The organism is Acinetobacter sp. AR2-3, from assembly GCF_001878775.1.
In the GTDB taxonomy this organism is placed as follows: Bacteria; Pseudomonadota; Gammaproteobacteria; order Pseudomonadales; family Moraxellaceae; genus Acinetobacter; species Acinetobacter lwoffii_D.
In genome coordinates, this window is the sequence record NZ_MJIQ01000002.1 from 1 (window position 1) to 14,678 (window position 14,678).

Below are 14,678 nucleotides of genomic sequence, written 5' to 3' on the forward strand. Positions count from 1 at the left end.
ATGAGGAGTGTCGTTAGAATGGTTAGAAGCATATATTCGGAAGGGATATGTTATTCGAATTGTGTTGTTTGATGAAAGACAGAGATGTGTATAAGAGACAGCGAATAGCCAATCGAACAATGACCATATGGACTGGTATTTATATAAAATCAGGCATTTAGTTGAAAATATGTTTTGTAGATTAAAGCAATTTAGAGGAATAGCTACTCGATATGACAAGCTCAAAAGAAATTATCAAAGTTCTGTTGCTTTAGCCTGTATATTTTTATGGCTACCTTTATAGGGTTAATTATGAACAGTAAATGTCAACAGACCCTATATATTGAAAAAATGATTATAAAATAAAAAGGAAAAATGATGACTTCATCTGAACCACAATTAGAAAAAGTACAGAATGACGTGATTCAAAATATTCAACAGGCAGAACAGCTTAAGCAACAAGAATAGCAACAACAGCAGGCAAGCTCAGCAGATCGGACAGCGGGGATCGATGTGGTCAGTTTGGCATCTGATGCCATCAGTCTTGCTTCGGATGTTATTGAAACAGTAGGCGATGCCTTAAGTGATATTGATTTAAGTTTTTAGTCAGCCCTCTCGGCCTCCTTGCTTGTGCTTCGTTTTAAAATTCTGCTTTTAAACTGAATCAGGGAGGAGAGTTCCTCTTTATAAAAGAGGAATTTAGTGAGATTGAGAAAGTGATAAAGTAATTAAATCGCTGCCAGTACACTCACCATGACTGGTGCTAACAGTGACAAAATAAAACCACTGACCATGGCATGTGGAATAAAATCATGCCCACAGGCCTGTTTAACCATCGGTAGAGTCACATCCATCGCAGTTGCACCCGCTGCGGAAATGGCGGATCTTGGGTATCTCCAGCCCATACAATACATGAGTAAGATGGCAAAAATTTCTCTAAACAGGTCATTCATTAGCGCAATGCTGCCGAGTTCTGCATTTCGAAGTTCTGTCACGACAACGCCTGACATTGAGTAAAATCCATAGCCTTGTGACAGCATGATCAAATCTTTTAGACTGATGTCTGTATTCCAGAATGAATAAAGCATGACTGCAAATAATGAACCAAAAATACAACCAATCGGAACTAAGAGAATTTTAAAATTTAACCAGGAACGATCTAAAGGTGAATAAGCCAGATCCAGGCCAATCATGAACATAAATACCAGCAACAAATGCCAGGTGCTGATTTGCACGGATAGATCAAACAGACTCAAGCCCGCATGTAAGCAATATCCACCTGCGAGAGCCAAAAAGGCATAGCTCATATTCAGCAAGGATTTAAGTACCAGGTCGACGGAGACTCGGCCTGAACTCGGAAGATAACCTGCCCATTTAAATAGTAGATAACAAAATGCAAAAGCACCTAGGGAGGTCAGAAAGGCAATGCTGATCGACGTACTCAAAATCTGGAGAGGATGCTGCAATTCATCTACCAATTGTGAAAATTCAAAGGCAATTGCAATCAATAAAACATAGCTAAAATAGGGCAATAGCTTGAAACAGATTTTAATAATCGAAATCGGAATTCGTTTTGCCATGGCAAAACCGATTGCTAGACAAAATAGAAGCTGAAAGATAAGCCAAAGCGATTGCATAAGTTTAATGGATTGAAAAAATTACCTATAAATTATGCCACCGCTTGATGTCAGATGGTAAAAAGCTTTTAGGCGAGTTTATTCAATAATCGATAATCCGCGACATTTGGCTTTTTTGTTTTGAGCCAGTATTTCCAGGTATAAGTCGGCCATAAGGCAAAGTTCTTGCCGCCTTTCTGCTGATACCAGCTGACACAGCCAGATTGCCACACAGTCTTTTCAAACATATGTTGCATCTGCTGATTAAATGTATCTTGTGCCTGGTCTTTGACCATAATGGCATCGCTTTGGAATTGATCGACCAGTTGCATCAACTTTAAGATATATTCAACTTGCGCCTCAATCATAAAAATCACAGAATTGTGTGCCAATAGGGTATTTGGGCCCAATAACTGAAACAGGTTTGGAAAGTCTTTCACACAAATTCCATAATAACTTTCAGCGCCTTGTTTCCAGACTTCATTCAGTTCTACACCATCGAGCCCTGTACATTGAAAATTCTTCATATAGATGCGCGGATCGGTAATGAATCCGGTGCCATAAATCAGACAGTCAATCGGCCGCTCTGTTCCATCTTGTGTAATGATACTGTGTTCAGTCATTTCCTGAATCTTGTTAGTCACCAGTTCTACATTGGTACGGTTAAAAGTCGGGAAGTATTTATTCGAGACCAGAATGCGTTTACAGCCCATGATGTAGTCGGGGGTCAGTTTTTTGGCCAATTCAGGATTTTTTACCTCATATTTAATGAATAGTTCCGCCAGTTTTTGGGTGAATTTCATAATGCCAGGTTTGACAATCGGTACCACACGCGATTCATTTGACCAATACAGGCGGGCACGGTGTAGCTTTCTAAACCAGTCATATTTTTTAAAGAGCTTCTTTTCAAGATTCGGATAGGCACGTTCATCTCGGGGAATGATCCAGGCTGCAGTACGTTGCATGACATACAGATGTTTGCATTGCGGGGCAATTTCCGGAATATATTGAATGGCACTGCCACCTGTCCCGATTGAAGCAACATTTTTGTCAGTTACATCATAAGTGTGATCCCATTGCGCAGAATGAAAGACTTTACCCTGGAATTTCTCAATACCGGGAATATGTGGGATTTGGGGAATATGCAATGGCCCAGAAGCGAAGATAACGAACTGGGCTTCAAGGATACTTTGATCCTGAAGCTGTAATTGCCATAGACAGCGTTCTGCCTGGTAATGTGCTGCCAGAACTTCGGTATTTAAACGGCAAAAAGCACGCAGGTTATAATCGGTCGCCAGATCCTGAATATAAGAAAATATCTCGGGTGCTTCTGCATAACGCTTGGACCAATTGCTTTTCGGTGCAAATGACAAGGAATATAAATGTGATTGCACATCACAGGCTGCTCCAGGGTACTGATTGTCCCGCCAGGTTCCGCCAAAATCGCTACCTTTTTCAAGAATAATAAAATCATAAATACCATGCTGTTGTAAACGTATTGCCATGGCAATCCCTCCGAAACCAGCTCCAATAATGGCAACTTTAGTATGGGGATGGGAACGTGTAGCGGTGGCATAATCTAGCATCAGTACATTCCTTACTTATTTTAATGTTGGATATTTATCGTAATTCGCTCCATAAAGATTAGATAGAAAATTGATCTAAACGGCAATAGCCGACACATTATTTTTATAGTACAACTAGAATAATCACATTGTATTTGTATGGTTATGAAACGTTCTGTTCTCAGTCTGATGTATTTGATTCAAGGAATGCGCAAGGCTGGCATGGAGGTCGATCAGAAACTGCAAAACATTGGGCTGCGTGTAGATGCCTTTGATCCAAGCTCGGTGATCCATCCGAGTCTGGAACATGATGTGCTTAAGGTGGTGGGACAGGAAATCCAACCTGAACAGGGATTATTGATTGGCCAGCATTATGCTTTGGCAGGTTATGGTCCCTTACTCATGTTGCTGGTGACCAGTCCTACGGTACGTGATGCATTGAATCAGGTGATCCGTTTTCAGCAGTTGACGCATTTGACCGGTCAGTTGGCCTTGCAGCAAAGCGAGCATCATAGTGCGCTATGTTATCGAGCCAAGCAGCAGGATGATCATTTGAGAATGTTGCTGGCACAGGCAGAGATTTCCGGAACGTTTAAGTTTATCCGGGAAATCTACAAATTGATGGGCTTATCCAAACCTGATTTGCGGATCGAGTTGCCATTTGCCTATCCAGAAGATCTGAATACCTTAAAGGTCTACCATGATTATTATGGAACACAGGTACAGTTTGATGCATCTCGGGCAGCATTCTGGTTTGATGAAGCAGTGCTGGATATTAAAATTCCCTCTGCGGATGCGGTGACTTTTGCCGTCTATGAAGCCAAATGTCTGGCTGAACTGGAACGCTTGCAACAGGATGAGCAGACGCCGACTGTGGTGCAGCGCGTGCAGGATTATCTGGAGATCCAAAGCGGCCTGATGCCGAGCATGGCTGAAACGGCACAGGCGCTGAATATCCCGGAACGAACCTTACGGCATCAGTTACAGCAGTGTGATACCAGTTATAAGCAGATTCGCGAAGAAATTATTAAAGATAAGGCTTTGCGACTGATTGAATACAAACAGTATTCGATTGAAATGATTGCAGAATTATTAGGCTATTCCGAGCCAGCCGCTTTTAACCATGCCTTTAAACGCTGGTTTGGGCAAAGTCCTCGGCAATATATAAAATAGCCTAAGCTAGTTTATGCCAAAGTGTTATAGCGTGTTGATTAAACTCCGCTATAATTAAATTGATCCCAAATAGTACGAAATTCTATGTCCGATTTTAATTCACAGCACAGCACCGCTTTTAGTCCGATTTCTCCTGCAGAACGTTATGCACAAGCGATCTCTTCGGGACAGTTTATGCCTGATGAAGCACAGGCAATGGCAGTACATGAACTGAATCGTGTCTGGCTGGAATTGATTCAGCGTTTTAAGGCATCGAAAAAAGCATTTCGCCGCTTTCGCCGTCAGACATCTCCGAAAGGGGTGTACATGTGGGGTGGTGTGGGGCGTGGAAAAACTTGGTTAATGGATCAGTTTTACGATTCGATTCCGTTTCGCCGTAAAACCCGGATGCATTTTCACCATTTTATGCAGCATGTGCATCGTGAGTTAAACAAATTATCCGGACAGCGTAATCCGCTAGATATCGTGGCGGATCGGATTTATAAAGAAGCGGTCATCATCTGTTTTGATGAATTTTTTGTGTCTAACGTGACGGATGCAATGATCCTGAGCGATCTGTTCCAGAAGCTGTTTGAACGTGGTATCACCTTGGTCGCTACTTCGAATATCGCACCGGACGGTTTATATAAGAACGGCATTCACCGTGACCGTTTTATGCCTACCATCGAACTGGTCAAGAAAAACTGTGTGGTCTTAAATGTCGATGCCGGAGTCGATTACCGTCTACGGGTTTTGAAACAGGCACAACTGTTTAAATTCCCGTTAACACATGATCATAAAAACTGGATTGCTCAACGTTTTAGCGCTTTGACCCAGACTCAGACCTGTTCTGAAGAGCCGATTATTATCAACAACCGTGTTGTTGAAACCGTGTCACATACTGAAGATGTATTGTGGTGTGAATTTTCTGAACTGTGTTTAAAGCCACGCAGTCCGGCTGATTTTATTGAAATCGCCAATATTTATAATACGGTTTTGGTCAGCAATGTGCCGCACCTGACCGATTTCCTGAATGATGGAACACGCCGTTTTATTTATCTGGTGGATGAATTTTATGACCGCGGCGTCAAGTTGCTCTTAACCTCGGAAGATAATATCGTGGATATTTATCAAGGTGAGAAACTCGCCTTTGAAATTGAACGGACCCGTTCCCGTTTGCTGGAAATGCAGTCGGATGAATACCTGAATTCTGAACATCGCCAGATTGAGAAAATCGCCTCCGTGAACGGAGAGTAAGAATAAAAGCGCTGGTTATTTACTGGCGCTTTTTTTATAAAAATAGGTACTTAAATTATCGACAAGCCTGATCAAACATGGCTTAATCTTGATCTAAATATGATCGTGTATAATTAGAATGCATAATTTTTACTCGAAAATCTGAACTTAAGTCTAATTTCTACATTTCGAAAACTTTATACACTGTCATTAAGGTATTTAGCAGAATGATATCTATTTGCAACTGAGAAATATCAAATATGTTTATGAGGGTATTCATATTGGAAAAAATGCTCAGTATTTAGCAATGTGATAATACTATTCAGCTAGATTTTAATCGGTATACTAGAATCTCTTGTATAAAAAGTAGCAATATCAGGAAAGACAATGACTGCACGTATTCAAAAAGGCAAGTTAGCGATTGCTAAAGAACTTTACGATTTCATCGAAAATGAAGCACTACCAGGTTCTGGTTTAGACAGCGAAACATACTGGAAAAACTTTGAACAAGTCGTTGTTGATCTTAGCCCTAAAAATAAAGCACTTTTGGCTAAGCGTGATGACATTCAGGCGAAAATTGATGAATGGCACCGCAATAACACATTTGAATTACAAGCTTACAAAGCTTTCTTGACTGAAATTGGCTACTTGTTACCAGAAGTAGAAGATTTTCAAATCAGCACTGAAAATGTAGACGAAGAAATTGCAATACTGGCAGGTCCACAGTTGGTGGTACCAGTACGTAATGCACGTTACTGCTTGAACGCTGCAAACGCACGTTGGGGTTCTTTGTACGATGCACTTTATGGCTTCGATGTCATCTCTGAAGAAGATGGCGCGGAAAAAGGCAAAGGCTATAACCCGAAACGTGGTGAAAAAGTTGTCGCATTTGCAAAGAATTTCCTCGACGAAACTTTCCCATTGGCACAAGGTTCGCATGCAGATGCAACTCAATACGCAGTTGAAGCTAATGCACTGGTTGTTACCCTAAAAGACGGTTCAAAAACAACTGTGGCAGATGCAGCTAAATTCGTTGGCTACAATGGCGAAGCTTCAGCACCGACTGAAATCGTATTTAAAAATAATGGCCTGCACGCTATTGTGCAAATTGATGCCAGCAGCCCGATTGGCCAAACTGATGCCGCTGGTGTAAAAGATGTAGTTCTTGAAGCTGCGGTTACGACCATTCAGGACTTGGAAGACTCGATTGCAGCTGTTGATGCTGAAGAGAAAGTAGAAGGCTACCGTAACTGGTTAGGCCTGATGAAAGGTACTTTAGAAGAGTCTATTGAGAAAAACGGTAAAACTGTTACCCGTAAACTGAATGAAGACCGTACTTTCAAAAATGTAGAAGGTGGTGAAACTAAAGTTCACGGCCGTTCATTGATGTTGCTGCGTAATGTTGGTCATTTAATGACGAACCCTGCGATTCTGGTAGATGGCGCAGAAATCTATGAAGGCATCATGGATGCATTGGTTACGCCATTATTGTCTTTTGCAGACATCAAAGGTGAAAACACCATCAAGAACTCGCGTCAAGGTTCAATGTATATCGTTAAGCCGAAAATGCATGGTCCTGAAGAAGTGGCATTTGCCGTTGAATTGTTTGAACGTGCAGAACAGGCACTCGGCTTACCTGCAAAAACTTTAAAAATCGGGATTATGGATGAAGAACGCCGTACTTCTGTGAACTTGAAGAACTGTATTGCACAAGCCAAAGATCGTACTATCTTCATCAATACAGGTTTCATGGACCGTACTGGTGACGAAATCCATACCTTTATGGAAGCTGGTCCATTCGTTCGTAAAGGCGAAGTAAAAGGCCAAATCTGGTTCCCGGCTTATGAAAACCGTAACGTGATGATTGGTCTGCAAGCAGGTTTACGTGGTAAAGCACAGATTGGTAAAGGCATGTGGCCAAAGCCAGACATGCTGCTTGACATGTACAAAACCAAAACTGAACATCCTGAAGCGGGGGCGAGCTGTGCATGGGTTCCATCACCTACAGGTGCGGTGATTCACGCGATTCACTATCACCAGATTAATGTTGCAGACCGTCAGCAAGAGCTATTGTCGACTCAACCTTTATCTCTGGATGATTTGTTGACACCGCCATTGGCGAAAGACACCAACTGGTCTGAAGAAGAAAAAACCAAAGAACTCGAAAATAACTGTCAAGGTATCTTGGGTTATGTCGTTCGTTGGGTAGATTTGGGTGTAGGTTGTTCTAAAGTGCCAGACATCAATGATGTCGGTTTAATGGAAGATCGTGCGACTCTACGTATTTCTTCACAACACGTTGCGAACTGGTTGCGTCACGGTATCGTAAGTCGTGAGCAAGTAGAAGAAGTGATGCAACGTATGGCGAAAATTGTGGATGAGCAAAATGCCAATGATCCACTGTATACGCCAATGTCTGCTGACTTTGCCAACAATATTGCGTTCCAGGCAGCATCTGACCTGATTTTTAAAGGTGGTGAGCAGCCATCAGGTTATACCGAGCCGCTTCTGCACGCAGCGCGTTTAAAGTTAAAAGGTTATACAGGTGACTAATCCTGTCTAGCTTAAAAAAGCCTCTTCGGAGGCTTTTTTATTGTCTAATGGTAAGCCGTCGTTGTTTTGACTAGAAATTTTCCAGTTGAACTCTTAAAGTGGGGGCAAAGCATGTGAGGAAACAATAAAATGACAACGGTATATCAAAATTTAGACCAGCAGTTTATTCATGGTCAGTGGCAAGCTGGTACTTCAACCAGAATAATAAAAAATATTAATCCCTATACCCAGAGTGAAATTTTTAGTATGGCAGCTGCCAGTTCTGTCGATGTCGACAGTGCTTATACCGCAGCAGAGCAGGCTTTTCAGCAGGGTGTTTTGAATCCCACTGAAGTACGAAAAACAGTGCTGCAAAATGTGATGACAATTATTCAGCAGCGTCGGGACGAAATCATTGACTGGCTCATTATTGAATCAGGCAGTACGCGCATTAAAGCCAGCGTTGAGGTGGATGCTGCTCTGGGCATCATTCAGGAAAGTCTGGCTTTTCCAGACTGGATCCAAACAGAACAGCTGGAAAGTAAGGATCCGGCACGTAAAAGTATGGTTTTGCGCAAGCCCTTAGGTGTGATTGCTGTCATTAGTCCATGGAACTTTCCATTTCATTTATCCTTACGTTCAGTGGCAACTGCAATTGCCTGTGGTAATACCGTTGTGCTGAAGCCAGCCAGTGATACACCAGTGACTGGCGGCACCTTAATTGGTAAATTATTTGAAGAGGCAGGTTTGCCTGCAGGTGCACTGAATATTGTTGCCGGTGCTGGCAGTGAAATCGGGGATTATTTTGTTGAGCATTCAGTGCCGAAAATGATTTCATTTACCGGCTCCACCGAAGTGGGAAAAAGTGTTGGCAGTAAGGCTCTAGCCAGTTCGAGAATCAAACGTCTGGCACTTGAACTGGGTGGCAATGCACCTTTGGTCATTCTGGATGATGCCGATCTTGATCTTGCGGTTGAACTAACGCTGATGGGGCGTTTTATGCATCAGGGACAAATTTGCATGAGTACTAACCGGGTCATTGTCGATGCCTCTATCCATGATGCTTATGTAGATAAGCTCCTGGATCGGATCAAAATGATTCCGGTGGGTGATCCAAATCTGGAAGATACCGTGATCGGTCCGATCATTAATCAGAGTCAGGTTGAAAAGCATCAACAGATCATTCAAACAGGCAGCGAGCAGGGCGCACAACTGGTGTATGAAGGAGGAATTGAAGGGAATCTGGTCTATCCGCATATTTTTATTGATGTCGCGGAAGATTCCGATCTGGCGCAGCAAGAAAGCTTCGGTCCGATTTTACCTATCTTAAAAGCCCGGAATGAAGCACATGCTTTAAACCTGGCCAATGCGACCGAGTTTGGTTTATCCAGTGCAGTATGTACCTCAAACATCGAGCGAGGCAGCGCGTTTGCCGCACAACTGGATATCGGTATGACACATATTAATGGCATTAGTGTGGCAGACCAGTCAAATGCGCCCTTTGGCGGCGAGAAAAATTCAGGATTGGGTCGTTTCAATGGTCGCTGGATTTTTGAAGAGTTTACCCGGACACATTGGTTGACGGTACCGAATTCATAACAGTCAACGCGCCTAAAACTATAGAAATACGACAGGCTTCGACTTGGCATCACGGTATAATGTTATGGTCGAATGATTTACATATATGAACCATGTGCGCCAATTTTAAGCCTTTAACCTTAGAGCAGTTGCATAATCTGGGATTGCCAGAAATTCCTTTTGAATATCCAGAGGAGGTCTATCCCAATTATGCTACACCGCTTTTATTTCATTCCGCTCAAGGACTGGAATGGCGTTCCGTGAATTTTGGACTCATTCCGAAATGGGCAGAAGACAAAACTATAGGCACCAAGACCTATAACGCCAGAAATGAAACCTTACTGCAAAAGCCCACTTTTGCTGAGGCCACTGCCAAATGTCATTTTGGCGTCATTCCGGTATCGGAATTTTATGAGTCCAAATATTTTGACAATAAACCGCAGCGTTGGGGTGTAAGACGTAAAGATGGTCAGGCGACTTTTATTGCAGCTGTGTATGAGATTGCTCGGGTACAAGGGGAAATTGTACGCTCTGCCAGTATGATTACCATGGATGCAATTGACCATCCCATGATGAAGGAGTTTCATGAGCCGGGTAATATCAAACGCTCGGTTATTGTGATTCCACAGCAGCGACTGCAAGAATGGCTAACGCTAAGGCATCCGGATATTCGTAGCTTTGTAGAGGGCTTTCCGGTAGAAGAGTTTGAATGTTCACATGTACCAAAAGAAAAAATCAAAAAAGTCAGTCCACAACTGAACTTTTTTGATTTTTAGAAAGCTCTGGCGAATTATTTATTATTGTAAAGTATGCGCCAATTCGCCAGCGTCTATTTAAAATAAAAAGTAGGTCTCTTAACGAGCTAAATTTTTGAAAATATGACGTAAACTTTCCATGGTTTTTTCAATTTGCAAAGGCGTCAGGCCTTCAAATGACTGTTCCAGTACCACATTTGTCAGATCATTGATCTTATGCGTCATTTGCATGCCTTTGTCGGTCAAAAATACTCGGGTAATCCGTGCGTCATCCTCACATGAATAGGTTTCAACCAGACCTTCGTCTTTTAAGCGGTAGACAATTTTAGTCGTGGTCGACATTTTAGAAACAACCATCTCTGACAAATCAGAAACACTGGCATGCGGTTTGGCTTTTAGTGCAAGAAGGATGCGGCGGCGGGAATTGTCAACACCATACTTTTTTAGTGCATGATCGACATTAACGACGTATTGAGCATGAACCTGAGTTACCCAATAATATGGAAAGTTTTCTAAATTAAATTCTTCCGTACACGGCAAAAATTTTGCATATTTCTTAGTCATGAAATGTTCCTTGTATTTATTTTTCTAGGGCCCTTTCATTTTATGAAAAAGTTTATGCATATTTCAACCTTTATTTTAAAAATGTTAAAGCGCTAACACTTTTAGTTTTGCTTAACATCCCAAGGAGTTGATCAGTTCTGCATGTGAGCCTTATCTGACGCGGAGATTGTTCTTTAAAATCGGATGAAAGGCGATAATATTTTGTATAAATTTAATTCGTCATTATGTATTTCGCGATTAGAAATGTTTTCCGAGACTTTTTATTGTTCTTAAGCAGCCTGTCTGAATAAATTTTAATACAAACAATTGTATTTTAATAAATTAATCGATTTAAGATATATAGGATGATGGAGTGGTTTTAGTCAATGTAGTAAATGATTATCTAAAGCTATATTTTTAAGTGATTGTTCTTTCAATAAAAAAATAGTTTATGCTCTAATCTTTAAGTGACCTTAAAAATAATAGCCTAATCGAACTAAATGCTGTTTATTTTTAATTCATTTAGAATAAATGATGTAGAAAAAATTAAAATTAATCAGTTTCAGCATCAACCAGTCGGTCGTAAAAGTCTCAGTAAAATCATGATCATGTAATTTTTTTGTAAATTAATACATTACAAAATACTCAGTTTATGCATAATGGAATAGTCTTAAGTTGCATAGGTTTTATTTTAATGGATCCCTCGCCGTGCGTTGATCTTCCATCTCTATTTCTAGCTTACTCGAACGGGGTAATTCTCTAATGGAATTTTTATTAGATCCCGGAATCTGGGTAGGTTTAATTACTCTTATTATTCTTGAAATTGTTTTAGGTATTGATAACCTAGTCTTCATTGCCATTCTGGCTGAAAAACTTCCTCCTGAACAACGCGATAAAGCGCGTGTTGTCGGTTTGTCACTCGCATTATTCATGCGTCTAGGCCTGTTATTTGCCATTGCCTGGTTGGTCACTTTGACACAACCATTGATTACTGTGTTTGACTGGACCTTCTCCGGTCGGGACCTGATCTTGTTATTTGGTGGCTTGTTCCTGGTGTATAAGGCCGTTACTGAGCTGCATGAAAAGATTGAAGGTAAACCTGAAGTCACAGTGTCTACCAATGTGGTATATGCAAGTTTCACTGCTGTTGTTGCACAGATTGTTGTTTTAGATGCTGTTTTCTCTTTAGATTCAGTGATTACCGCCATTGGTATGGTCGACAATATTTATGTCATGATGGCTGCCATGATTGTCGCAATGGGCGTGATGCTACTGGCATCGAAACCATTGACCAACTTTGTGAATCGCCATCCAACCGTGGTGATTCTGTGTTTAAGCTTCCTACTTTTGATTGGTATCAGCCTGATTGCAGAAGGTTTTGGTTTCCATATTCCAAAAGGCTATATCTATTCAGGTATTGGTGTTGCGATCATAATCGAAGCATTCAACCAGTTCGGTCAGCGTAATGCTGCTAAACATGAATCCAAGATTCCTTTGCGTCATCGTACGGCTGACTCGATCCTGAAGTTAATGGGTGGCAAGCTAGAGACGACCGACAGTCAAAATAATGAGGCACAAGAAACCTTTGCAGATGAAGAACGCTATATGATTGGTGGGGTGCTTACCCTTGCAGAGCGTTCAGTCGCTTCGATCATGACGCCGCGCGGTCAGATTTCATGGGTTGATCTGGAAGATAGCCCAGAACAGATCCGTGAAAAAATTCTGTCTGTTCCACACAGTCTGTTCCCGGTATGTCGCGGTAGCCTAGATAAGGTGATTAGCGTAGTACGTGCCAAAGAATTATTGGATGTACTGGAAGAGCCGGAAGAATTAAAAGCACTGATTAAACGTCATCGCCCAATTTATATCTTTGAAAAGATGAAAGTTATTGACGCGATTAATACCTTGCGTACTTCTAAAGGTTCTTTGGTCTTGGTGAGTGACGAGTTTGGTAATGTACAGGGTCTGATTTCACCGCTAGATGTATTTGAAGCAATTGCTGGTGAATTCCCGGATGCAGACGAACAGCTAGATCTAGTTAAAATCGATGATACGCACTGGATTGCATCGGGCATGTTAGATCTTTATCAGCTTGAGCTTGAGCTTGGCATAATTGATCTGATTGATGAAGATGCCGGTTATATCAGTGTTGCGGGTTTGATTCTGGATAAAACCAACAGTACGGTTGACGTGGGCACCGAGTTAAATTATCAAGGTGTACAGTTCAAAGTCACTGAAATTGAAAGCAATCGTATCAAGTCGGTCAGCATTCATTACGCAGGTTAAACAGGTGTTTTAAACACGTTATTTATTCAAATCTTAAAAGTCAGTTGCTTTAGTGGCAGCTGGCTTTTTTAATGCATATTTGTAAAGCTGACTTATTGAAATCAAAGTTAGCTCATTGTTTGAACTGATTTTTATTAGTCTATTCATACTATTAGTCATGTTCCCGATTGAGCTGAATATCCTAGTATTGCACTGAAATTTTAAAGCCGAAAAAGTCAAATCAGCAATCAAAAATAAGCATGATCAGGCTTTAAATATTGATTTATGTAACCTGTTAATCAAAACTTAAAAGTCATATTTAAATACTGACAAAAAATTGAACTACAATTCACATGAACTAGATTTGCATGATGCAAACAGATCTTAAGTAAAATGGAAACCGTTTGTGTGGAAATCACTAGATAAGTTGCATGAAGCCTACTCAGTTCAGAATAAAACTACTCAAAAATGATCTCCGAAAGAGCTAGACAAAACATTTCTAATGAGGTCAATAGAGCAAATGAGCAGGATCAATCTAAATAGGGGCGTTTATCTATTCAAGAGAATAAACACCCTGTGAAGCGACCAGTAAACTAAATGGATTCTGGCAGAATTTTAAAGTTGGCGTATTTTCGGATTGTTTCAGTATTGAGTTGGTGGATTTCATCCAGAAAGGCGACATTAAAACTGCCTAACTGTTGTGCGCGTTCAAATGCCAATTGACCGGCAATTGCAAAATGTACATGTGCCGTTAATGCAGCAAGGGCTGGAGACGTTACTGCACTATAGGCAGCGATCAGTGCACCGAGTGCACATCCCATCGCCGTGATTCGGGGCTGTAAAGCAGAACCGCCTGACACCTGTATCACAGGATAGTCTTTCGAAATAATGTAATCAGATTCACCGGAGATTGCGATACATTCACAATGATCCAGCAAACTTCGCGCCTGTAAATAAACATCCGCACTGTCTACTGTGCTGTCTACACCCTTGGACTCGATCTGCTTGCCAGCCAAAGCACCAATTTCAGAAGCATTGCCTCGTAAAATCGTAGGCTGGGAATGCATCAACTGATCTACGACGCCAGAACGCCAGCGCAGAACTGTTCCATAACCGACCGGATCAAGCACCCACGGTTTTTGCAATTGATGTGCAGTTTTCGCAGCAATCTGCATCGCCTGAACCTGCTCGGTAGTTGGTGTACCCAGATTCAGACTGATTGCTGCTGCAATCTTGGCAAAACTTTCAGCTTCAAAAGGATTGTCGATCATGGCCGGAGAAGCATGTGCAGCCAGTACAATATTGGCGACATAGTTGCTGGCCACCGTATTGGTCATGATATGCACCAGGGGTTGCTGTTGCTGAAGTTTCAACCAGGCTTCACAGATCTGGTCCAGAAGTGTTTGCTGTAATGCTTGCATCGAAGTAGTCATCGTGGTCATTTAGAATAGGAGAAA

General features: G+C 41.5%; 10 protein-coding genes and 1 pseudogene. 7 read left to right on the forward strand and 4 right to left on the reverse strand.

The genetic code is table 11. The annotated features are described in order from the left end of the window. Positions 1-103 precede the first annotated feature (103 nt). Positions 104-302 (forward strand): annotated as a pseudogene (locus BFN00_RS00220) (IS5/IS1182 family transposase); the annotation flags it as partial. Between the two features lie 405 nt (positions 303-707). On the opposite strand, the gene BFN00_RS00225 reads toward BFN00_RS00220, so the two are convergent. Beyond that, positions 708-1,616, reverse strand: coding sequence for a LysO family transporter (locus BFN00_RS00225; protein WP_071850111.1), 909 nt, complete (start codon positions 1,614-1,616; stop codon positions 708-710). Between the two features lie 68 nt (positions 1,617-1,684). Further along, a complete protein-coding gene (locus tag BFN00_RS00230; protein ID WP_071850112.1) occupies positions 1,685-3,181 on the reverse strand; it encodes a flavin-containing monooxygenase in 1,497 nt (498 codons plus the stop codon). Between the two features lie 144 nt (positions 3,182-3,325). Here BFN00_RS00230 and BFN00_RS00235 point away from each other — a divergent pair, with 144 nt between their 5' ends. From BFN00_RS00235 to BFN00_RS00255, 5 genes are all read left to right on the forward strand, one after another. After that, positions 3,326-4,333, forward strand: coding sequence for a helix-turn-helix domain-containing protein (locus tag BFN00_RS00235; RefSeq protein WP_004645451.1), 1,008 nt, complete (start codon positions 3,326-3,328; stop codon positions 4,331-4,333). An 84-nt stretch (positions 4,334-4,417) separates the two neighbouring features. Continuing rightward, on the forward strand, positions 4,418-5,569 hold the full coding sequence (zapE, locus tag BFN00_RS00240; protein ID WP_071850113.1) for a cell division protein ZapE: 1,152 nt from the start codon (positions 4,418-4,420) through the stop codon (positions 5,567-5,569). 366 nt (positions 5,570-5,935) lie between these two features. Then, positions 5,936-8,101, forward strand: a complete 2,166-nt coding sequence (locus BFN00_RS00245; RefSeq protein ID WP_004278846.1) for a malate synthase G — start codon at positions 5,936-5,938, stop codon at positions 8,099-8,101. A 129-nt stretch (positions 8,102-8,230) separates the two neighbouring features. Further along, entirely contained in the window at positions 8,231-9,679 is a 1,449-nt protein-coding gene (locus BFN00_RS00250; RefSeq protein WP_071850114.1) for an aldehyde dehydrogenase family protein, read from the forward strand. Between the two features lie 92 nt (positions 9,680-9,771). Beyond that, positions 9,772-10,434 (forward strand): SOS response-associated peptidase family protein, encoded by a 663-nt coding sequence (locus BFN00_RS00255; protein WP_071850115.1) that lies wholly within the window; start codon positions 9,772-9,774, stop codon positions 10,432-10,434. 78 nt (positions 10,435-10,512) lie between these two features. On the opposite strand, the gene BFN00_RS00260 is transcribed toward BFN00_RS00255, so the two are convergent. Beyond that, a complete protein-coding gene (locus tag BFN00_RS00260; protein ID WP_004278843.1) occupies positions 10,513-10,977 on the reverse strand; it encodes a MarR family winged helix-turn-helix transcriptional regulator in 465 nt (154 codons plus the stop codon). A gap of 741 nt (positions 10,978-11,718) precedes the next feature. Here BFN00_RS00260 and BFN00_RS00265 point away from each other — a divergent pair. Continuing rightward, the gene (locus BFN00_RS00265) at positions 11,719-13,242 is read left to right on the forward strand and encodes a TerC family protein (RefSeq protein WP_071850116.1); all 1,524 of its coding nucleotides are present in this window, start codon (positions 11,719-11,721) and stop codon (positions 13,240-13,242) included. 572 nt (positions 13,243-13,814) lie between these two features. On the opposite strand, the gene thiM is transcribed toward BFN00_RS00265, so the two are convergent. Beyond that, on the reverse strand, positions 13,815-14,663 hold the full coding sequence (gene thiM, locus BFN00_RS00270) for a hydroxyethylthiazole kinase (protein ID WP_082180536.1): 849 nt from the start codon (positions 14,661-14,663) through the stop codon (positions 13,815-13,817). Positions 14,664-14,678 lie beyond the last annotated feature (15 nt).